The 19,705-nt window shown below is 41.2% G+C and carries 20 protein-coding genes; 5 read left to right on the top strand and 15 right to left on the bottom strand.

The window, feature by feature from the left end; all coding sequences use genetic code 11:
• The first annotated feature begins 35 nt into the window (after positions 1-35).
• Positions 36-332 (top strand): MTH1187 family thiamine-binding protein, encoded by a 297-nt coding sequence (locus ACTUJY_RS13020; RefSeq protein WP_463616534.1) that lies wholly within the window; start codon positions 36-38, stop codon positions 330-332.
• A gap of 39 nt (positions 333-371) precedes the next feature.
• On the opposite strand, the gene ACTUJY_RS13015 is transcribed toward ACTUJY_RS13020, so the two are convergent.
• The 4 genes from ACTUJY_RS13015 to ACTUJY_RS13000 all read right to left on the bottom strand — a co-directional run bounded on the left by ACTUJY_RS13015 (position 372) and on the right by ACTUJY_RS13000 (position 4,649).
• On the bottom strand, positions 372-1,406 hold the full coding sequence (locus ACTUJY_RS13015; RefSeq protein WP_463616533.1) for an exonuclease/endonuclease/phosphatase family protein: 1,035 nt from the start codon (positions 1,404-1,406) through the stop codon (positions 372-374).
• Between the two features lie 199 nt (positions 1,407-1,605).
• Positions 1,606-3,369, bottom strand: coding sequence for an ATP-binding protein (locus ACTUJY_RS13010; RefSeq protein ID WP_463616532.1), 1,764 nt, complete (start codon positions 3,367-3,369; stop codon positions 1,606-1,608).
• A complete protein-coding gene (locus ACTUJY_RS13005; protein WP_463616531.1) occupies positions 3,366-4,166 on the bottom strand; it encodes a response regulator transcription factor in 801 nt (266 codons plus the stop codon). The genes ACTUJY_RS13010 and ACTUJY_RS13005 overlap by 4 nt, the downstream gene beginning before the upstream one ends.
• 15 nt (positions 4,167-4,181) lie before the next feature.
• Complete coding sequence (locus ACTUJY_RS13000) at positions 4,182-4,649, bottom strand: DUF4920 domain-containing protein (protein WP_463616530.1); 468 nt, start codon at positions 4,647-4,649, stop codon at positions 4,182-4,184.
• A gap of 198 nt (positions 4,650-4,847) precedes the next feature.
• On the opposite strand from ACTUJY_RS13000, the gene ACTUJY_RS12995 reads away from it, so the two are divergent.
• Positions 4,848-6,041: an MFS transporter gene (locus ACTUJY_RS12995; protein ID WP_463616529.1), complete on the top strand. Its 1,194-nt coding sequence runs from the start codon at positions 4,848-4,850 to the stop codon at positions 6,039-6,041.
• 76 nt (positions 6,042-6,117) lie between these two features.
• Here ACTUJY_RS12995 and ACTUJY_RS12990 read toward each other — a convergent pair whose 3' ends face one another.
• The 6 genes from ACTUJY_RS12990 to ACTUJY_RS12965 form a co-directional block, all read right to left on the bottom strand.
• Complete coding sequence (locus ACTUJY_RS12990; protein ID WP_463616528.1) at positions 6,118-6,516, bottom strand: hypothetical protein; 399 nt, start codon at positions 6,514-6,516, stop codon at positions 6,118-6,120.
• 156 nt (positions 6,517-6,672) lie between these two features.
• Positions 6,673-7,668 (bottom strand): cytochrome d ubiquinol oxidase subunit II, encoded by a 996-nt coding sequence (locus ACTUJY_RS12985; protein WP_463616527.1) that lies wholly within the window; start codon positions 7,666-7,668, stop codon positions 6,673-6,675.
• Positions 7,668-9,074 carry a cytochrome ubiquinol oxidase subunit I gene (locus tag ACTUJY_RS12980; RefSeq protein ID WP_463616526.1) on the bottom strand — a complete coding sequence of 469 codons (1,407 nt, stop codon included), beginning with the start codon at positions 9,072-9,074 and terminating at the stop codon, positions 7,668-7,670. Before ACTUJY_RS12980 ends, ACTUJY_RS12985 begins: the two co-directional genes overlap by 1 nt.
• Before the next feature lie 55 nt (positions 9,075-9,129).
• Positions 9,130-9,672: a GbsR/MarR family transcriptional regulator gene (locus ACTUJY_RS12975; protein WP_463616525.1), complete on the bottom strand. Its 543-nt coding sequence runs from the start codon at positions 9,670-9,672 to the stop codon at positions 9,130-9,132.
• Positions 9,673-9,860: 188 nt separating this feature from the next.
• Positions 9,861-10,340, bottom strand: coding sequence for a VOC family protein (locus ACTUJY_RS12970; protein WP_463616524.1), 480 nt, complete (start codon positions 10,338-10,340; stop codon positions 9,861-9,863).
• An 85-nt stretch (positions 10,341-10,425) separates the two neighbouring features.
• Positions 10,426-10,986, bottom strand: a complete 561-nt coding sequence (locus tag ACTUJY_RS12965; RefSeq protein ID WP_463616523.1) for a hypothetical protein — start codon at positions 10,984-10,986, stop codon at positions 10,426-10,428.
• Between the two features lie 247 nt (positions 10,987-11,233).
• On the opposite strand from ACTUJY_RS12965, the gene ACTUJY_RS12960 reads away from it, so the two are divergent.
• Positions 11,234-12,340 carry a CvpA family protein gene (locus ACTUJY_RS12960; protein WP_463616522.1) on the top strand — a complete coding sequence of 369 codons (1,107 nt, stop codon included), beginning with the start codon at positions 11,234-11,236 and terminating at the stop codon, positions 12,338-12,340.
• A gap of 70 nt (positions 12,341-12,410) precedes the next feature.
• Here the strand turns inward: ACTUJY_RS12960 and ACTUJY_RS12955 are convergent, their stop codons facing one another.
• Both ACTUJY_RS12955 and ACTUJY_RS12950 read right to left on the bottom strand, forming a co-directional pair.
• Positions 12,411-12,668 carry a hypothetical protein gene (locus tag ACTUJY_RS12955; RefSeq protein WP_463616521.1) on the bottom strand — a complete coding sequence of 86 codons (258 nt, stop codon included), beginning with the start codon at positions 12,666-12,668 and terminating at the stop codon, positions 12,411-12,413.
• Between the two features lie 47 nt (positions 12,669-12,715).
• Positions 12,716-13,339, bottom strand: coding sequence for an isochorismatase family protein (locus ACTUJY_RS12950; protein WP_463616520.1), 624 nt, complete (start codon positions 13,337-13,339; stop codon positions 12,716-12,718).
• Between the two features lie 184 nt (positions 13,340-13,523).
• On the opposite strand from ACTUJY_RS12950, the gene ACTUJY_RS12945 reads away from it, so the two are divergent.
• Positions 13,524-14,438 carry a LysR family transcriptional regulator gene (locus ACTUJY_RS12945; RefSeq protein ID WP_463616519.1) on the top strand — a complete coding sequence of 305 codons (915 nt, stop codon included), beginning with the start codon at positions 13,524-13,526 and terminating at the stop codon, positions 14,436-14,438.
• A gap of 76 nt (positions 14,439-14,514) precedes the next feature.
• On the opposite strand, the gene ACTUJY_RS12940 is transcribed toward ACTUJY_RS12945, so the two are convergent.
• The 3 genes from ACTUJY_RS12940 to ACTUJY_RS12930 all read right to left on the bottom strand — a co-directional run bounded on the left by ACTUJY_RS12940 (position 14,515) and on the right by ACTUJY_RS12930 (position 17,809).
• The gene (locus tag ACTUJY_RS12940; RefSeq protein ID WP_463616518.1) at positions 14,515-15,264 is read right to left on the bottom strand and encodes a hydrolase; all 750 of its coding nucleotides are present in this window, start codon (positions 15,262-15,264) and stop codon (positions 14,515-14,517) included.
• A gap of 26 nt (positions 15,265-15,290) precedes the next feature.
• Positions 15,291-15,725, bottom strand: coding sequence for a VOC family protein (locus ACTUJY_RS12935; protein WP_463616517.1), 435 nt, complete (start codon positions 15,723-15,725; stop codon positions 15,291-15,293).
• A 236-nt stretch (positions 15,726-15,961) separates the two neighbouring features.
• Positions 15,962-17,809: a S8 family serine peptidase gene (locus ACTUJY_RS12930; protein ID WP_463616516.1), complete on the bottom strand. Its 1,848-nt coding sequence runs from the start codon at positions 17,807-17,809 to the stop codon at positions 15,962-15,964.
• Positions 17,810-18,265: 456 nt separating this feature from the next.
• Here ACTUJY_RS12930 and cysG point away from each other — a divergent pair, with 456 nt between their 5' ends.
• The gene (gene cysG / locus ACTUJY_RS12925) at positions 18,266-19,681 is read left to right on the top strand and encodes a siroheme synthase CysG (RefSeq protein WP_463616515.1); all 1,416 of its coding nucleotides are present in this window, start codon (positions 18,266-18,268) and stop codon (positions 19,679-19,681) included.
• The last annotated feature ends 24 nt before the right edge of the window (positions 19,682-19,705 follow it).

Below are 19,705 nucleotides of genomic sequence, written 5' to 3'. Positions count from 1 at the left end.
CTTAAAGCATAACTCTTATTTTGGGAGCATTTCATATGAAGGTTATTGTCGATTTCACACTCATTCCTTTAGGAGCGGGATTGTCTCTGTCACCTTATATTGCCGAATGCCAAAAAGTCTTAGAAAAGGCCGGGCTGGAGCATCAACTGCATGCCTACGGTACCAATATTTGCGAAGAATGGGATGCCGTATTTAACGCAATAAAAACCTGTCATCAAAAAGTTCATGAAATGGGTGCACCTAGAATTACTACTACCCTAAAGCTGGGAACGAGAACGGATAAACAACAAACGTTGCAAGAACGGGTAGACTCGGTGCTCACCCAGCTTTAAATAATACACTCGGAATCCGTAAATGATCTCGAATTTGATTTACGGGTTATCTTTTTCCCAATGAAATACTGCGCGATTTGGCTCGTGATCACTCAAGCCTCCAAAATCCAAAATTTCATAGGATTCGAGACTTAATCGATAATCTGGGTCACTGTCTCGATACAAAATTTGATCGGTATCCGCCTTAAATGGGTAAGCGCAATTGACAATCGAATCGTCGGTACCGGAAATGAAATCCTGACAAGCTAATCGTAATCCCGTCACACTCAAAAAGCTTTCCCAAATATTTTGATAGTCATCTTTCGCCGAGTTATCTGCCCATTTGGCATTAAAATCGCCGCCTAAAATAATGGTGGCACCAATGGAGTAACTGTTAATAAAATCGGCCAGTTGCTCAAACTGAGCACGCTTGGCTTTAACATCAAAATTTTTAGAGCCCGCTTCCATATGAGTATTGTAAACGTGTATTTTAAAATCGTTGGTAATTTCATGAATAGCAACAGTGAATCCTTTTTCCGTTAAACAGTCGGGGCTGCCACCGATAATATCGTTATTACACTCTTCATATTCTTCCGCTTCAAAGTTGATCAGGCTGTAATCGTTGTCATCACGGTTACTCATGTCAAATGGAAAATCCGAAAGACGCAACAAACCATCACCAAAAGAAAACAGTGTGCCGCGCCAATGCTTTGAACGATACGGATAGGCATGCTTGGTGATGCGACTTTCGTCTCTCACAAAGCTATGTTTTTTCGCAGTAAACATTTCCTGCATCAATACAATATTAAAATTTGATTCATTTAACTTGTTGAGTAACTTTTTGAACTTTTTATTGGAGTTTCCTCCCAGACACTTTGGAAATCCATCGACGTTATAGATTACGGTATCAAACCGCCCCGAGTTGCCACCATAAGTTGGCGCTCCTGATTCACCATAATCGTACCCGCGCGTACTTTTCGTTCCTGTGTCATCCACTTCGTAATCCCAGCAAAAATAATCCGCTGCGCGAAGCGATGAATGGAGTAATGCGAAGGCAGCAGCCGAACCTATTAGACTCAATATTTTTATTTTCATTTTTATCACCTAACTCATTTTCTCAATAATACTCAAGAGCTAAAGGTAGCTTAATACATAAAGCTTTCCATGAGTGTGAAATATATTTTTACTTAATATTTATAGAGGAGATTAAAATTAGAAACGCATTCGTTTGATTAGGATATATTTACCATTGACAACTTTTAAAAATCACGTGTCGATAACTCATCATCTTACTTTAATATTCATCAAACTCTTGAAACTGCTGCTGCAAACGAGCGACTTCGTCGTCAAAGTCCTGAGCTAATAACGGATTTTCATCATTTAAACGAGACTCAACGTCTGGTAACTTAACAGAAAAGGCGACGCCAGTTCGATCTAACGGCTTAAAACACACCTTAAAGGCCTTGCGCTTGTTTTTAATTTCGATCTGCCAGCCGGGTACAAATGGACTAAAAGGATCAAGAAAGCAGTAGTCTTCATTGTCATGAAGGCCTGAAAAATGATGTGTTTGCTCGTGAGTTGTAACGGAAACTTCAACACTAATCACTGCGATCGCATACTCCCATGAAATTAGGGGCTCCGTTGTTTCATGATCAGCCTCTCGAACGCAAAGTGTCGCATCATCGATTATTATTTGTATCACTTTTGTAATCACGACATCGTTTGCAGTGAGCAGTCGAAGCGTTACGGTTTGTTTAGGGTTTTCAATATTCAATATGTCGATGCGACCTTCATAACCTTTTACAATTTCATTCACAAAAAACAATCCGAGTCCTTTGCCATGATGCTCCTTTACTCGACGCGTTGAATAACCCAATTGGAATATTTGCTCTTTTTGTTCTTCTTCAATTGTTTGCCCTCGGTTATAAACCAATACTTCAACGATCCCTTCGTGCTTGATTAGTTGTATCGCAATTTTATCTGTTGATTGCTTGCTTTTTCTCTTACCATGAAAAAATTGTGCATTTTTAATCAGGTTTTCGAAGAGTAGAACCAAATGATTCGGGTTGCCAAGCAAATCATGTGTTTCATCAATGCCTATACGAAAAGAGTCCAATTCCAGAAATTGCTCCGACACCTCGGAAGAGTTCAGAAAACTATTGAGTTTTTCAAATTCATCTTGTTCCAGAATGGCTTTTAAAGTCTGTACAATTGCAAATACCGGTTGAAAATTCGGTTCAAATGGTAAAGCGGTTGTATCTGACTTATTTTTATTCAGCTCTCGTTGGTAATAATGTTCTTCGCAAGCGATTAAATGATTCGCTATATGTAAGGCAATATTGTCTGCGGTTGAAAGATCCAGTAAATCCCACAAATAGCGTATTGCACCTAATGCTTCTTCGTAAAGCTCTCGAGACCTATTCGCTGTTGCTGCATCTTCTTTCTGTTCGGTTGCTTGATGTGATTTATCGCCTTCTAACTGCGTTGTGTTAGCACTTGACCTGTCTTCTTGCTCTTTTTCCTCAATATTGTCAGACTGTTGCTCCAGCGCATAAACTAATGCCGACTTTACTTTGTCGTAACTGATTACTCCGTTATGTCGAACCTCGGCAGCAATACTTTTAAAATGCAAAAACTTTTCATCGTACTCTATGTATTCGAGCAATTTATCACTGATAAACAGTTTGAGTTTGTCGGCGTGACTGGAGTAAACATGGGCTTTTTCTTGCAAGCGTTTTTTACTTTGCCATAAGTCGTCAATCTCCAGATTTAAATGTTCGATAGATGCTTTAATCTTATTCTGACGTCGAACAAAAAAAACAATATCAGAAACTAATAAATACAGATACACAGCCAGTACCGACCATTGAAAAACCGGTGTTTTGACTTCTTCAATTAAATAATAAGGCGTGATCAACTCAGGTTGCATTAATAACAAAAAATAACTTAACAACAATACGCTAGCGAGTAAGCTGACCCAGGGAAAATGAAAGTTGAGTACCTGCTTGATACGACGGGCTTGTTGTGTGAGTTGTTGATGGTTGGGCTCTTGTGTCATTTTGGTAGTTTCCAGCAGTAAGCGTGCTCATCACCAAAGGTAACAATGCCCAAATCCTGTTGACACAGCTCTATAAAGCTTTCTTTTTTTGCCGCTTGCGCGGCTTGCTCAAAAGAGTGTCGTAGCGTTTTAATGTGTTGACGGTAGCTGGCGTAACTGAATGCATCCATTTGTAACTCTTCTGCCATTTGCTCGATATTAACGGGTCGAGGTGAACGCTCTACCAGAACTTTCAGTATTTTTCGCGGTGTCGGAGCCAAAGGTCTTTGCGAATTAACTGGATTCATTAACTTCTGGTTGTGCCAGTAACAATGCCAGTTGGTTAAATCAATCGTTAACGGGCCATGTGTTAATGCATCAGCAGTAGAATCAGAATGTTCTCCGGGCGAACTTATTTTCTGATGCCGCAATACTGCCTGAATACGCCAACACAATACAGCTTCGACATTATTTTGATGCTTGGCGATAAAATCCTGCGCGATGGCTTGCTCTAATACCTGTTGCTCTATGCCTGTGCCGCTGTGTTCCGATAAGTAAATGATGGGTAACGTTGGCCACTTTTTCTTCAAGGTTCGCGATACGGTAAAGCCCGCATTATCGTTACCGGCCATATTGGCATCGAGTATGGCAATGTCTGGAGGCTCGCTCAAATTGTGCACTGCCTGACAGGCAGCTTCAGCAAATTTATACACTTGCAATTCATTGTTGCCGCCATCTCCAAAATCAGTGGTTTGTAACACCGACTTGAATTTATCTATCCAGTGCGATTGGTCTTCAACCCAGAATATTATTGCCATCAGCTTCAGTTATTGTTAGCGGTGAATAGTCACTCCCTTTGGGCGTAACTGATAGATTGTCATATCTCCCGTTACGGTTGCCGGATCAAATGCTTCGCCTGCATCTTCTGCCATATGCTTCAAATAGGCTATAGCCTTCTCTTGGGTCATGGGTAATGCTTCGAGCTTACCTGTCGCGAAAGCCATTTTTCCTTTTGCGTTAAACGGAAACACCATCTCTCCATCGTTTACCTTAATTCGTAAACGATGATCACCGCTACTCAATACCATCCAACAACCTTTTTTGTCACATACAGAATCCACTTTTCCTTTCACTGTCACTTCTTGGGCGACGTATTGCTCAGGATTCGATAATATAGTGTCGATATTAATAACCTTATCGATATTGGCGCCAAGGCCAAATATCTCATTTTTCTCAACCTCATTAGCCAATACACTACCACTTAAAACAAGTAAGCAAACTAATTTGAATATTTTCTTCATTGATGGGATCCCTTAGCTGTTGATTAACCTATTATTCTGTCACTGATACCATAAAATCGCCAGTCAGGAAAACCCGACGGTAAAAAACATCGAAAAACTCCATCGGTTTGATCGAACAACTCAGGTTGTTGTCACCGTTGGTCTTCTCTACAATAGCCACATCCTTTCCTAAGCCCCTGATTTGGACGATTTGTTAGTATGGATGGTCGCAAGCAACCTTTTCATTTGTTAATACTGATGGCCATTGTAATGCCCTTGGCATTTTCAAGTTGGGTCACACTTCTCAATAATTTTGCAATCGATGCGGCACAGTTTACCGGTCAGGAAATGGGTAACCTGCAAAGTATTCGAGAGGTTCCGGGCTTTTTGGCATTTACTGCAATCTTCATTCTCGCCTTTTTACAGGAGCAACGATTTGCTCTTGTCAGCTTGCTCATTTTAGCCATTGGCGTTATGGCTACTCCGTTTTATCCTTCGGCACTTGGACTCTATTTAACAACCTTCATCATGTCGATCGGCTTTCATTACTTTGAAACCCTAAATCAGTCGCTAAAATGGCAGTGGCTGGAGAAGTCGACAGCCGCTGCACAAATGGGCAAGTTAATTTCCATCGGTTCGATTTGTTCTCTGGTCGTTTATTCCTTTATCTGGGTTGCCGACAACTTACTTCAATTATCTTATACGCAAATGTACTTAATCACTTCAGGGAGTGCATTGTTATTAGTCCTTTATATGATGATAGCGTTTCCCATGTTCAAAGCTCCGGTTGAACAAAAGAAAAAGTTAATTGTAAAAAGTAAATACTGGCTGTATTACGCACTCACCTTTATGAGTGGTGCTCGACGACAGATATTTATGGTTTTCGCCGGATTTATGATGGTGGAAAAATTTGGTTATGACGTTGGTGATATCGCACTGCTTTATCTGATCAATCATGCTTTCAATTATTTGTTTGCGGAACGTATTGGCCGATGGATAGGTCGAGTCGGCGAAAGACGCGCACTGTTGGTCGAATATATTGGATTGGCATTAGTTTTTATCGGTTACGCGCTGGTAGAGGATCGCTATATAGCCGCCGGTCTTTACGTAGTTGATCACTTGTTTTTTGCGATGGCAATTGCAATAAAAACCTACTTTCAGAAGATTGCCGAGCCGGAAGATATGGCCGCGACTTCGGCGGTCAGTTTTACCATCAATCATATTGCGGCGGTTATTATTCCTGCCAGTTTCGGAATTATCTGGATATTTTATCCTCCACTGGTGTTTTATATCGGTGCCGGAATGGCAATTATCTCGCTTTGTTTGAGTCGGTTTATTCCGACGCTACCGTCTCAAACCAATCGAGTGCACATGTTCTTTAAACAAGTTGATGAAGTTCAAGCTAAACTTTAAATTGAATTTTATTCACATCTGGAAGAAAAAAGGTTTTATTTGGATGTTGTTCTATTTAACTAATCGAATAGAATATTCACTTATCCTTCATTACCTGCTCTTTAATATCTATCCACCTCAAAGCGCTTTTAACCGTAGTAAACATTCCAATTTTATGAAACGCATCCGACGCTAGCATTTGATATTCACTCAATACCAAGTTCAACTCTTTGTCTTTTGTGACAAAAGCGATTTTGTTCACATGAGAGGAAAACTGCCAGTTCAAGTTATCAGCTCGTTCTATTTCAACTAAGTCAAGATGACCTAACTCAATGTTTGAAACTTTGGATAAATCCCAAAGTTCATCCATATCGGGAGTATAATTGTCGGACTCGTAGATTTGACGATTTAAACGAAGCACCTGTTCCTTTAAAACATGTCCGCTCAACTCGATAATTACGAGCTTTTTAGATGGCTCTATGAAAATATTTTCCATTTGCAAACGTAGATTTTCTGAGATAGAACAGACCATTATATAGCGGAACAACATTTTATTGAAAAGGAAATACTCATTATCTTTGCCAACCTACTGGTTGACAAAGATATACCCTTCGTTTTAATTAATCACAAAGCTCGATTTTTTAAATGGTTACTAGTAATAATTCAGCGCCTTCGTTTTTCCACGAAATATCCAATAAGACAAAACGGAATAGGCAACAATCACAGGCAACACAATAGCAACCCCATAAAACACAAATCGAAGAGACTCTGTAGCACTTACAGCGTCTTTGGCTAATAGTGTTCCTGGAATCACATACGGATAATAGCTAAAGGCAAAACCAAGTAAACACAATAAAAATAATGCCACCGTACAAACAAAGGGTAACCAGCATGCTTTGTCATCCTGCACTGGAACGTGCTTTAAGTACTGATCGCTAATGATCAGCAACAAACTGCACATCATAGGAATGGGAAACAAAAGTAATGCATCGGGCAAACTAAACCATCGCTCCGCGACCTGGGCGTTAATGATGGGATTCACCACACAAATGACAACAAAAGAGAACGCCATAACCCAACCTGCTTTTCGTGCTCGTTTTGCAGCAAACACTTGCAACTCACCTTCGGTTTTCAACACCAGCCAGGCGCCACCAATATAAACATAAGCGGCAGCCGCTCCTATGGCAGTGAGCAATGAAAATGAAACAGTTGCCCAAGTGTACTGAAAACCACACACATACATGCCAAGCATAAACCCTTGCGCTAACGACGCCATTAAAGAACCAAACTGAAACAGTTTGTCCCATAATGGTTGATAACGTGTGATGGCTTTGGCGCGAAAGTCGAAAGCTACACCTCGTAATATGAGTCCGATCAACATGAATACGGCAGGTATATACATTTCGCGCAGTACAATGTTATGAGCGGTTGGAAATGCAATTAATAAAATACCTACGGCTAATACCAGCCATGTTTCGTTGGCGTCCCAAAATGGCCCGATGGACGCAATCATTTGATTACGAAACTCAAGCCTATCTTGTGGCAGCATTATTCCAACACCGAGATCATAACCATCTAATACAGCATAAACAAATACAGCCAACGCCATGAGCAATAGAAAAACTTCAGGAAGATATAGGTCCAACATTATGCGTTCTCCCCTACATGAGTCAGCGGTTTATGATTCATGAATTGCTGTTCGACTAAAGTACCCGTTCCTTCTTCGATATCGAACTCTTTCACATCGACCGATTTGCGCGCCATGTAAAACAAAGTTTGAATATAAGCGACTAATAAAGCCAAATACACAATGGCATAAAGTGTAAGTGACAAACCCACGTTGGCAGAAGCAATGGTGGTTGCAGCGTCTTTGGTGGTTAGTACACCAGAAACCAGGTAAGGCTGCCGACCAATTTCGGTGACATACCAACCCGCTAATGTCGCAACCCAACCGGAAAACGTCATTCCAAACAGCGTTGTTTTCCAGAAATTAGACAGCTCTTTTTTTAATATCAACTGCAAACTAATTATCCAGCTCACGCACAACATAAGCAGCCCTAGCCCTACCATTATCCGAAAGCCATAAAAGAGTGGCTTTACTGGCGGGTGTTTGCCGACAAATTCATTCAGTCCTTTAATTTCACCATCAACTTCGTGGGTAAGTATAATGCTTGCTAAATTAGGAATGGCTAACTCAAAGTGATTGCTGCGTGTTGTTTCATCAGGAATGGCGAACAATAACAGTGGCGCTCCTTTTTCCGTTTCCCAAACACCTTCCATTGCTGCTATTTTTTGTGGTTGGTGTTTAAAGGTATTCAACCCATGCAAGTCACCCACAAAAATTTGTAGTGGCACCAGCAAGGCAGCGGTAAAAATAGCAATACGCATCGTTAATCGAGGTGCTTTTTTCTCATCACCTTTCAGTAATCGGTAAGCAGAAATACCCGTTAAAAGAAAACAAGCGGTTATTGCGGATGCTAGCAACACATGCGCCAGTCGATAAGGAAACGACGGATTAAAAATCACCTGCCACCAGTCTGTTACGTGGGCTACACCATCGATCATTTCAAACCCTTGTGGCGTTTGCATCCAAGAGTTTAGCGCAAGTATCCAAAACGCAGAAAGTGTGGTTCCTAAAGCGACCAAAAATGTAGACAACGTATGAAACCAACCTGGCAAACGCTTCATACCAAATAACATGGCTCCCAAAAATGTAGCCTCCATAAAAAATGCGGTAAGCACTTCGTATCCGAGTAATGGTCCGGCTACATTACCTACTTTAGCCATAAATCCAGGCCAGTTTGTTCCAAATTGGAACGACATTGTAATTCCACTAACCACACCTAATGCAAAAGTGAGTGCAAACACTTTGACCCAAAAACGATAAATTCGCATCCAAACCGGATGACCAGACAAATGATGACGAACTTTGAAGTAAAACAGAAACCACGCAAGTGCGATGGTAATGGTAGGAAATAGAATATGGAAACTGATATTGAGCGCAAATTGAACGCGCGACAACATTTCTGTGTCGGCACCGATAACAGCGAGCATACGACTCTCCCGGTAAGTAGTTGAGGCCAAAGCCTCATTGTTTCGAAAAACAAAGTCAGCTTTTTCGTAGCACTTTGTCTTTCATATCCAGTACTTTGCCTACCCCGGAGCCCAGTTTGAGTAATGTTTTTAAGTTATCAGGACTCATTCTTTGCATATCGTCGAACCAACTTAAAAGCAGTTCGAGTAAATCGTGTATCTCACGCATTTTGGCGTGCGCATAGGAGTTTTCATTATTTTGATTATCCATCAACTCACTGCGCAGCATCGATAAAGTTGGATCCACCTCTCGCTTACGACGCTCAGCCATCACTTGCATACCCAAATCCCAGATTGAACCTTTTGGTCGAAAGTAATCTTTTCTATCACCGGGTTGCGGTTGAGTTCGAATCAGTTGCCAGGATTGCAGTTCTTTTAATCCCATGCTGACGTTGCCACGAGAAATCCCCAGTGTTTCAGCGATTTGATCGGCATTGAGAGGCTCTTCGCTCAGAACAATTAAGGCCAGCATCTGCCCAACAGTGCGGTTAAAACCCCAGCGACTGCCCATTTCACCAAAATGGACTACGAAAGACTCAATTTCTGGAGGTAGATTCATTGGCAGTTATCATTTTTCAGAATTTTCTGAAATTATAATTATCACTAAAGAGGTATGCAAGTTTATTTCGTCTATTAACGCAAGATAGGGCTCAACTTTGAAAATGGGTTACTCGCAAAGCTCATGACATAGCTCTAACCAGCAACCATTGATTGCTTAGTGAAACGAAAAAAGTTAATGGACTGTGGCTACTTACCAAAAAATTGAATGATATTGCCTTCAGGATCTTTTACCCCAAAAGTGCGATATTCAATGTGTGTATCCACAATTGGAAAGAAAAGCGGAAGGTCATTCTCCTTCACTTCTTTAAAAGCGGCATCCAAATCGGCGACCAGAAATCCCAATTTGAAAATACCGTGCACCTGGTGGCTCTCTATATTAGCATCGAGTTTACTGAGGGGTTGAGCACCGTTAAATTCGGCAATTTCTAATAGTACTCCGGACTTTGATAACAGTGCTCCTTTTCGATGCTCATTCTCCCCTTTATCAAGTAATGTAAATCCGAGCTTAGAGGTGTACCAAGAGATGCTTTCATCGAAATTGGCGACAGAAATGGCATGGAAAGACCCGTGAGGTTGAGACATCATTTTTTCACGGCTCTCATCAGCTCGTATATCTGTCAAAACAGTGGTAGCTAAAACCAGAACCGTAAAAAGTAAAGTTCTCATAGTTGCATCCCTATGATTCTTATTAACCTGTTTAGGATTTAAACAGCTTTTACAAACAAATGCCAGCCGCGAAACATCTTTCAGCTTAAAACGAATAACGTACGTTCAAATTATGCGTATAAAACTCGACATCATCCATAAAATACTTTTGATACTCAAACCCGAATCCCATGCCATTATACGTTTGAAATTCCCATCCTAGCCCCAGCGCTTGTCCAATACCAGAGTCGTTGTATTCAGGTCGTTCATCACCTATGTAACGATATTCGTAATTCAGTAAACCTACTTTGGCAAAAAAGCCACTTCTATTGGATACCGGCAAAAACTGCTTAAAAGCCAGTTGCTGCCCTTTAAATTTGTATCCTCGCTGATAATCCAAGTTTTCATCAAAACAAAATATAAAACAAAACGAATCTTTTGAGCTCCCGTTAAGCCAACTGACTTGTAAATAGGATTGTTCAAAAACTCGATATTGATATCCAAAACCGGAATGCGAACTCTCTTCTTCCGACTCAATCGCCGATTCAGTTTTTGCCGGACCATTGCCGAAAACAATAAATATCGAATGGTAAGTTTTACCAAACGAATTGGCATTCACCGTTAGCGCGCCAAATAAAGTAATGATTAAAAAAAAGTGCTTTTTCATTCGATTGTCCTGATTAATATCCTAAAAAATCACTCCAATATACCCCATTTTAATTGACACTACATGGGTAATTTTTACTCCGCCAAGTTACTGAAGCAACAGACAGTCAATTTATTAAGTGAGCACAGCGAATTATTCCGCACTTTAGCGACCAGCTATAGATTTCCAGGTACTGGTTAATAAATTTGAATATTTAAAAGTTTTAATTCAAACTGAAGACAACATACCGCTATTAAGCTATGCCAATATGAATATCCTTTCACTCATTTTCATTATTGTAGTTGCACTATTCATCTTCCACGGTTATCGAAAAGGAATAGTTAGGCTCGTATTCCGCTTACTCAGTCTTTTAGGAGCATACTTAAGCGCCATTTTCTTTACGGCCGGCCTTGGGGCAACTCTCAACAATAGCACTCAACTCAATGGAATAATGGGGTATGTTGTTGCGGGGTTGGTATTATTTATGGGAACCAGTATTGCGCTTGAGTTGTTGTTTAGTTTGATCGTTAGTCGTATTGAAAAGCGAGTTAGCCTATCTCAGGTATCAAAAGTTGCCGGAGGTACGCTTGGCGCTGTTATCGGAGGTGTTATTGGAGTTGTTTTAGTTTGGGCAATTTCGCTAGGTAATCAATTGATGTCACGCGGAGATTTTCCCGCTCCGATTACCGAGTCTGGTATTGAAAAAGTCGCAAAAACAATCACCAGCTCAGCCATTAAAACGGCACTAGAAGCCACAACGGATCAGCCGGAAATTGCGAGTTTTACCGCAAAGCTTATGGCACACCCTCAAGTAACCATCGACTTATTCAAAGGCATTACTCACAGTCCAGAATTTCGTGATCTCTTCCTAACGCAAAAAAACCAACGAATTCTAGAGCGCGGAAATATCAATCAAATTAAGAAACTACCAGCATTTAAGCAGTTAATGGAAAACCCAAACTTTCAAACGCTTTCTGCCGAAGTACTGGATACCAACAGCGAGTTACTTCCAGAAGACCAAATGGCTGAAAAAGTGAGAGACATGTGGGCGAGAGCCCAATTCATCAAAGATGACCCGGAAACTCAGGCCATACTTCAAAATACGGAGTTGCGTGAAGCGTTTGAATCCGGCAATTTGGTACAGCTGATGAATAATCAACAAATCATCGACTTGTTTGAGCGCATATTATCGGAAGATGCCGTTCGCTACTCAGAATCACTCAAAGAAAAAGTATATGATCTTGTGGATATTGAAGATGTTAATGCGTTGATTGAACCAAGTGATAGCGATCAGAAAAGTAAAATTTATAAATGGGTCGATGAACACGGTCGAGTTCACTATTCAGATAAAAAACCAGAGGATCAAAATGAATAAACACGTCATCGTTTACAAACTCCGCTCCTCAAAGTTTTACTTCGTCTTTTGCATGAAACAGGTTACTTGATTACTCTCTACATAACATTAAATAGACAATATACGACATTGCTTTGATCGTTTTTGGCAACAGTACGTATGAAAGAAGAGGTACAATAATCATCAATGAAATAAAAGTTATGAGAAAGGTATCGGATGTCCAATACTCCGCTATCCAATCAGGAATAAAATAAACCAATGGGAAAAGGAGTAAAAAAGTTAACACCGTCACCACATGCTTATTTGCCGTAATACGTTCATTACGGCACTGTACCGATATTTCTCGCATTAAATGCTCCAATTTTAAAGCGCGTGTACTAAGCGTACACGCAAAGTTCAACCTAGTTTAGAAAAATAGCTTTCTGCGACATAACCGTAAGGAAGATGTTCAGCTAAAACATTGCCCAAATCATTACTATAAGGATCTCGCCAATCGTTCATGACTTCAGCAAGCACACTCGCCCATGTAGTTACCTTAACACCAGCCTGCGCCATTCGAAGCATTGAGGCCTGTTGAACGGTCACATCCCAGGTACCCGATGCATCAATTACCGCATAAACATCATAACCTTCAGCAATCATCGAAAGTGCCGGAAACATTAAGCAAACATCGGTAACAACACCGGCCATAATCACCTTTTTACGGTCCGTTTTTTCAATCGCATCTCGAAATAAAGGCGAATCCCAGGCATTGATTTCCCCATTCCGATTAACAATATCGTTTCCAAGCAGCTTTGTAATTCCGGACCATATTGGGCCATTGGGTCCTTCCGGTACACTCGCAGTAACAACGGTTGGCATATTAACAATATTCGCCATTTTACAAAGACCGGTAATATTATTTTGTAACGTATCAGGTGCTATATCTCGAATATTGGTCATTAACCCTGTTTGGTGATCAATCATTGCTAGCACGGAGTTATCCGGAGAGAGTGTTTCAAAAAATCGACTTTGTACCATTTGCACCTCCTAATTTAATGGGTGTAATTTTTATCTAACGAGAGATACAATGTATTTTGTATCTCACTAAACGCTTAAGTTTTGACAAAAGAATTCGTTGGATTCTCACTTATCTGAACGAGCAAAATCGTATCCGATTAAGAACAAAGAATTAATGGTATAAATAGAAAGGCTTTTTTTCCGTATGAGAAATAATACAAATGCTCTCGAAGGCATTGTGATTTTTTGCAAAGTTGTTGAGCTCGAAAGTTTCAGCAAAGTGGGTGATTATTTCGGGCACTCTCCGTCACATATTAGTAAGGAAATTTCGAAGCTCGAACAAAGATTAAATACCAGGCTACTCAACCGAAGTACTCGTAGTTTAAGTTTAACCGAAGCCGGTAAAATCTATTATGAATATGGCATTCGAATCATCAATGAAATCAACGATGCCGAAGTAGCGCTCGAAGAGTTAGGAGGTAAGGTTACGGGGACATTAAAAGTCAGTACCTCCGTCGCTATTGGCCAATTTTTAATTAGTCCATTGCTTCCTGAGTTTCTCGATAAATACCCAGAGATTCACCTTCAGTTGATTCCCGTTAATCGCGTTGTTGATATTGTAGAAGAAGGTTTTGACCTAGTCGTAAGGGTAGGCGATTTAAAGGACTCAAGCTTGATATCAAAACGAATCGGTTCGGTAGAGATGTCATTGTACGCTTCGGAGGCGTTCATTCGTAAAAATGGCGTTCCCAACTCCCCTTGCGAATTAAAACACTTTGACTGCTTAACCATGGCCAGCCATATTAAACCCGTGCACTGGACGTTATTAAACGATAACGAACAACAAGAAGTTATGATAACTCCCAAAGCCGCCATTTATGATTTTTTAATTCTTCGAGAACTCACACTTAATGGCAATGGGATTGCTTTACTTCCCCGTTATTTAGCACAATCAAAAACTGGAGAAGCCAAATTAACCAAAGTACTTCCAAAATGGAATGCAAGGCAAGCAGACTATCATGTCGTTTTTCCAAGCAGTCGCGGTTTAGCACCAAAAACCAGAGCGTTTATTGATTACCTCTCGGAAAAGTTTAAAACCCATCCAGTATTGGAACAGTGACTCCCCAAATGTAATAGGAAAAATCATCCTTGATACAATAGCCTACCAATATGAACGCTCAACTGGTACGAATTGTTTAATTCCACCCTTTGTCTGGATCCAGTTTAAACAAATACTCCATAAAAATACGTGACGTTTGATTACCTGTTTTTCCACGAGCATGATCACGTTGCAACTCAGCAAGAATAACGTTCCATGTTACCGGTTTTACGCCCGCTTGAATCATGCGCTTCATTCCATTGTCGTGCGACAATTGAGTGATACTACCAACCGTATCTTCTGGAACTAACACATCGTAACCCGCACCAACGGCTTCAATTGCAGGGTAAGCTAAACAAACATCGGTCCAAAGACCGGCCATTATCAGTTTACTACGACCTAGTTTTTTTACTGCATTGACGAACTCCAACTCTTCCCAAGCATTCACATTGGTGCGATCAATTACTATCGCATTAGGCGCTAATGTTCGAAGCTCACTTAAAAAAGGTTTTGAACCATTGTAACCAACACCGACATGTGAAAATATAATCGGAATATTGAATGCTACGGCCGATTTTATCAGTGCTTTTGTATTATGAATCAATGATTCATGATCAATGGATTTTACCCCCATAAGTATATGAGGCTGATAGTCAATTAATATTAATGCCGAGTTATTGGGTGACACGAATGGGTCAGAACTCGACTCGCGAATGGGTGTTCCTGCATAATTTGGTGGGTATTGTCCAATTCCGTTAATACTTTCGATTTCTAAGGTTTCGGCGAAACCTATTTGAGTGATTACAATAGCGAACGCTATGAGAAACCTGATGACGCTAATCTGCATTGTTTTCTACCTCTGGACTTAAATATTTATTGATGATGAGAACAAGGAACATCAGTAAGTTCGCTTTTGTCGGTTCTTTCAACGAGCTCAATGACGTTACGATCAGGATCGCGAATAAAAATACTTTTAATACCTTTAAACTGATGCCTTCCTGTTATAGCTATATTGGCTTCTTTCAAAAGCGATTCCGTTTTATCGACCGAATGAATTTCAAAGGCAACATGAGTATATCCAGAATATTTCTCATCAATATCCATTAAAATGTTCTTATGTTTATAAGCTTGTGCAGGCCCTAGCAAATTAACAACAACTTGACTGGTATGCTGCATAATAATTGGATGACCTTCGTTAAACCCTGCGTCTGATAAAAGCGTAAAGCCTAGCGACTGGTAAAATTGCGTGGATTGTTCTCGATCAGTAATACGAATACCGATATGGTCTACGGATTTAATTTCTAACATGACAACCTCAAATAAGAAAGTTTGAATGCCTCATGTTAATCCGCACCAATCGTCTGATTAATTCCCTTTCTAGAAAATCACTATTTCCAAAATAGAAAGAATGGTTCAGTGCTCGTACATTGCATCCGTCAGAATTAACATTAACAGAGTAAAAAGGAAACAGTAATCGAGCAAATGACAGGAACAAAAAAGCCCGAACTGTGTTCGGGCTTTGCGCTTGATAGAATTATCGACTTTTACATGTTAAACGTTGGCGCACACGCTGTAGTAGACCCGGCTTCACACACTTGAACCGTATAGGTTGTCGATTTGCTGGCACCAGAGTAAGCACTGGAACCATCATTTGCGGTAGTATCGTCAAAGCTGCCGCCATTCCAAGTAATGTGGATATCAACATTGCTGCTGGTAAAGCCACTCCAGGTAATGTTAAGTGTACCACCACCTTTTGTACGATAACCTTCAGCGCTATAGTCTCCACCCGTTGGAGGCTCAGTACCACCACAACCGTTAGCGGTTATGTAGTCACTAGCTGCTTTAGCTTTGACAATTCCGTACCCGAAATAATCATCGCGTCCAGCAGCGCCTTGGTCTTCTGCCGTTGCTTTTAGTGCTTCACGAATTTCGGTACCGCTACACGTCGGATGATTCGACCAAATGAGAGCCGCGATACCCGCTACCGCTGGAGTCGCCATGGAAGTACCACTCATATAACCATAATCCGATGCGCCAATGCTGATGGAAGCACTTACGCCAGCGATAATGGCAGCACGATCTTCAAACGCAGCACCCACAGCAGGGATCGTCGTTGCATTCGTTTCGCCTAAAGTACCGTAAAGCATGCCAGCTTCGTTATTGATAATGATTGCCCCAATGCCGCCTGAGTTTTCACAGTTTTGTACTTTATCGTGGAATGAAATGTTCCCGCGATCGATCACGCATACTTTCCCACTTGCACCGGAATCTGTGACTTCTGCCGTTCCCATAAAATAAGTGCTACCGGAAGCATCGCCGTTATTTTCCATTCCGGAAGAAGCAAAACCATTACCATCAATAGAAAGTGAAGAAAGTGAAGCCCCACCTGAAGGATAGGTTGAAAAGGTATTAACTCCACCGGCAGTGACTTCTACGCCAAAACCGTCGTGCGTTTCTGTGGTTGCATTTTTTCCATTACCAGTCCTTTTCGTGTTGCTGGGGAACTGAGAAAAATCGGCAATGTTATTATCCGCATCATTTGCTCCAACCATCATTACCGACTTATAACCCGCTGGATACGAGCGTACGTTATTGCCATCGTTACCGGCCGCAGCTAATACCAAACCACCATTATTAGTAAATGTATTGAAGGCATTTTCCTCGGTAGAGTTAGCACCTCCACCTCCTAAACTCATCGTAATGATGTTTGCTCCCGCATCGGTACACTTTTGTGCGGCATAGGCTAAATCCGATGAGTAGCCCCAACCTGAAGCATTAAATACTTTAATAATATGCATTGGAACACCCGGGGCCATACCGACAACACCAAAGCCATTATCGGCTGCGCCAACAGTACCAGCGACGTGCGTACCGTGAGGCCCACCATCAGCATTCCAGGCGCCTGTTCCTGAGTCATTATCACCGGTAATTACACTCCAGTCGAAATCCGCATTAAAGCCACCTGTCTCTCCTTGTGAGCCCGCGATTCCTGAATCAATGACGCAGACCTTTTGCCCTGCTTGTAATGTCAGTTGATTTGCTTGTGATTGATATACCGCATAAGGTGTTATTTGCTGAACGGTTGGGTCCCCAGCATCGTCATTGTATAAACTCATTGGAACCCGGCGTACATCGGCTTCTATCAGCTTAACGTGTGGATTATTCATTAACCCTTTCACTTCGGCCAAATCTTTACCTGCAAAAGTCGCGGCGATAAAGCCATTGGCATCTACTTTAATATCACCGCCAACCTGTTTGGTCAGCGCCTTTACAATTCCCTTGCTGTTGTTTTCGACTTGAATAATATAGCGATCATCATCTGCCACGGCACCGGTAACCACTCCCATTGCAACCAGTGTTGCGGCTGATAGCTTCGTAAATCTGGAAATCATAAAGTACACTACCTCTTTATCTGTATTAATGTCGTTATTGTTGTTGTGAATAAAGGACGCAATATTGGTTTGATTTTAAGCATCCCGTAAGCGCATTAATTACTACCAGATAATTTTCAAACAGAGATAACACAAAACCGACAAGTTCTACTCTAAAACCGACACAGAAACATAATAGGTTGTTTATAAAGGCATTTTTATTAAAAATAAAATCAAGGCAAGGTATACAATCTACCTTTTTATCATTCAAATAAAGTGTCTTTTCGCTCTGTTTTGGAAATACTCAGTCGATTACTTTTATGTTCTGAGCGAATAAAAAAACAAATAATGGCAATAAAGTGGGTGATATACCCAAATCCGCATAACCCTATTCATCCCGGTTATTTGTTTAATCAGTTACTAGCGGGAACAATAGTTGCTTAGCCCTTATCAGGTTTTCAAAACGAGCAACAACTTATGGATTACTTTCCTATCTTTACCCAATTACGTGGCCGCCGATGCCTGGTTGTCGGTGCCGGTGAGGTTGCTGCCCGCAAAATAGAATTGTTGCTTCAAGCCGGTGCAGAGGTCACGGCCGTTGCCCCACAAATAGGCAATAGTGTCCGTTCCTTGGCGGAAAAAAATGCCAATCTTAAATGGATTGAGTCTTCATATCACGAAAAATTCCTTGCCGAGAAACAGTTGGTAATTTCTGCAACCAATCAGCGCACGGTTAACGAAAAAGTCTACCAAGACGCTGATAAGCGTAAGCTGTTTGTTAATGTTGTTGATAACAGCGACCTTTGCTCATTCATCACACCGGCAATTGTCGATCGGGCTCCCGTTACAATCGCCATCAGCACCAGCGGTAAAGCGCCTGTATTAGCAAGGTTACTACGTGGCAAACTGGAGTCACTCATTCCCTCTGGTTATGGCAAGTTGGCGCAATTAGCCAATCAATTTAGAGATAAGGTGAAAGGTGCGCTAAAAACATCAACAGCTCGTAAAAACTTTTGGGAAGCCGCATTTGAAGGCGATGTTGCTGAAAAAGTATTTAAAAATCAGCCTGAGAAAGCAGAAAAGTCACTCGAGCAACTGCTTAACCAACACAAATACCAAATGAAAAACACAAATGGCGAAGTTTATTTAATTGGAGCAGGCCCCGGTGATGTTGATCTCCTCACATTTCGTGCGCTTCGTCTAATGCAAAAGGCCGATGTTGTTGTGTACGACCGCTTAGTATCGAAAGAAATTCTGAACCTTGTACGTCGTGATTCAGAAAAAATTTACGTAGGTAAAGAAAAAGCCAAGCACTGTGTACCACAAAATAAAATAAACGATTTACTTGTAGAACTTGCTCAACAAGGTAAACGCGTGGTGCGTTTAAAGGGTGGCGATCCCTATATTTTCGGACGTGGTGGTGAAGAAGCACAACAACTGGTTGCAGCTGGAGTTCCGTTTCAGGTGGTTCCCGGTATCACTTCTGCAGCCGGCGCCTCCACCTACTGTGGCATTCCGCTAACTCACCGAGACTACGCACAATCAGTGACGTTTGCCACTGGCCACCTGAAGGACAATACAGTAAACCTGAACTGGCCTGCACTGGCGCAAAGCAATAATACACTGGTAATTTACATGGGGCTTGGCGGGCTTTCAATCATCGCGCAAAACCTAGTAAAACACGGACTAAAAACCAACACTCCGGTTGCGGTGATCCAAAACGCCACTCGTTCGGATCAAAAAGTAGTCACAGGAACGCTTTCAACGATTCAAGCAGAAGTCAACAAAGCTCAAATTAAATCCCCAGCTATTATTATTGTTGGCGAAGTTGTTAAACTTTATCGTGAGTTGAACGTTACAGACGAGCTACCGCTTGCAATGGCTCAAGCGTAGGAATAAAAATAGATATGGCGATTT

This window comes from Pleionea sp. WD8-19 (genome assembly GCF_055326765.1).
Note: the sequence above shows the minus strand (reverse complement) of the source record. Positions and strands in the feature narration are given on the sequence as shown.

What these genes read in the sequence shown, in the direction of transcription:
- ACTUJY_RS12965 (WP_463616523.1), bottom strand. Translation starts at nt 10,986, where the DNA reads ATGAAAAAGCACTTTTTTTTAATCATTACTTTATTTGGCGCGCTAACG.
- ACTUJY_RS12940 (WP_463616518.1), bottom strand. Translation starts at nt 15,264, where the DNA reads ATGCAGATTAGCGTCATCAGGTTTCTCATAGCGTTCGCTATTGTAATC.
- ACTUJY_RS12995 (WP_463616529.1), top strand. Translation starts at nt 4,848, where the DNA reads ATGGATGGTCGCAAGCAACCTTTTCATTTGTTAATACTGATGGCCATT.
- ACTUJY_RS12970 (WP_463616524.1), bottom strand. Translation starts at nt 10,340, where the DNA reads ATGAGAACTTTACTTTTTACGGTTCTGGTTTTAGCTACCACTGTTTTG.
- ACTUJY_RS12935 (WP_463616517.1), bottom strand. Translation starts at nt 15,725, where the DNA reads ATGTTAGAAATTAAATCCGTAGACCATATCGGTATTCGTATTACTGAT.
- cysG (WP_463616515.1), top strand. Translation starts at nt 18,266, where the DNA reads ATGGATTACTTTCCTATCTTTACCCAATTACGTGGCCGCCGATGCCTG.
- ACTUJY_RS12985 (WP_463616527.1), bottom strand. Translation starts at nt 7,668, where the DNA reads ATGTTGGACCTATATCTTCCTGAAGTTTTTCTATTGCTCATGGCGTTG.
- ACTUJY_RS13015 (WP_463616533.1), bottom strand. Translation starts at nt 1,406, where the DNA reads ATGAAAATAAAAATATTGAGTCTAATAGGTTCGGCTGCTGCCTTCGCA.
- ACTUJY_RS12945 (WP_463616519.1), top strand. Translation starts at nt 13,524, where the DNA reads ATGAGAAATAATACAAATGCTCTCGAAGGCATTGTGATTTTTTGCAAA.
- ACTUJY_RS12960 (WP_463616522.1), top strand. Translation starts at nt 11,234, where the DNA reads ATGAATATCCTTTCACTCATTTTCATTATTGTAGTTGCACTATTCATC.
- ACTUJY_RS13020 (WP_463616534.1), top strand. Translation starts at nt 36, where the DNA reads ATGAAGGTTATTGTCGATTTCACACTCATTCCTTTAGGAGCGGGATTG.
- ACTUJY_RS12930 (WP_463616516.1), bottom strand. Translation starts at nt 17,809, where the DNA reads ATGATTTCCAGATTTACGAAGCTATCAGCCGCAACACTGGTTGCAATG.
- ACTUJY_RS13000 (WP_463616530.1), bottom strand. Translation starts at nt 4,649, where the DNA reads ATGAAGAAAATATTCAAATTAGTTTGCTTACTTGTTTTAAGTGGTAGT.
- ACTUJY_RS12955 (WP_463616521.1), bottom strand. Translation starts at nt 12,668, where the DNA reads ATGCGAGAAATATCGGTACAGTGCCGTAATGAACGTATTACGGCAAAT.
- ACTUJY_RS12975 (WP_463616525.1), bottom strand. Translation starts at nt 9,672, where the DNA reads ATGAATCTACCTCCAGAAATTGAGTCTTTCGTAGTCCATTTTGGTGAA.
- ACTUJY_RS12990 (WP_463616528.1), bottom strand. Translation starts at nt 6,516, where the DNA reads ATGGAAAATATTTTCATAGAGCCATCTAAAAAGCTCGTAATTATCGAG.
- ACTUJY_RS12980 (WP_463616526.1), bottom strand. Translation starts at nt 9,074, where the DNA reads ATGCTCGCTGTTATCGGTGCCGACACAGAAATGTTGTCGCGCGTTCAA.
- ACTUJY_RS13010 (WP_463616532.1), bottom strand. Translation starts at nt 3,369, where the DNA reads ATGACACAAGAGCCCAACCATCAACAACTCACACAACAAGCCCGTCGT.
- ACTUJY_RS12950 (WP_463616520.1), bottom strand. Translation starts at nt 13,339, where the DNA reads ATGGTACAAAGTCGATTTTTTGAAACACTCTCTCCGGATAACTCCGTG.
- ACTUJY_RS13005 (WP_463616531.1), bottom strand. Translation starts at nt 4,166, where the DNA reads ATGGCAATAATATTCTGGGTTGAAGACCAATCGCACTGGATAGATAAA.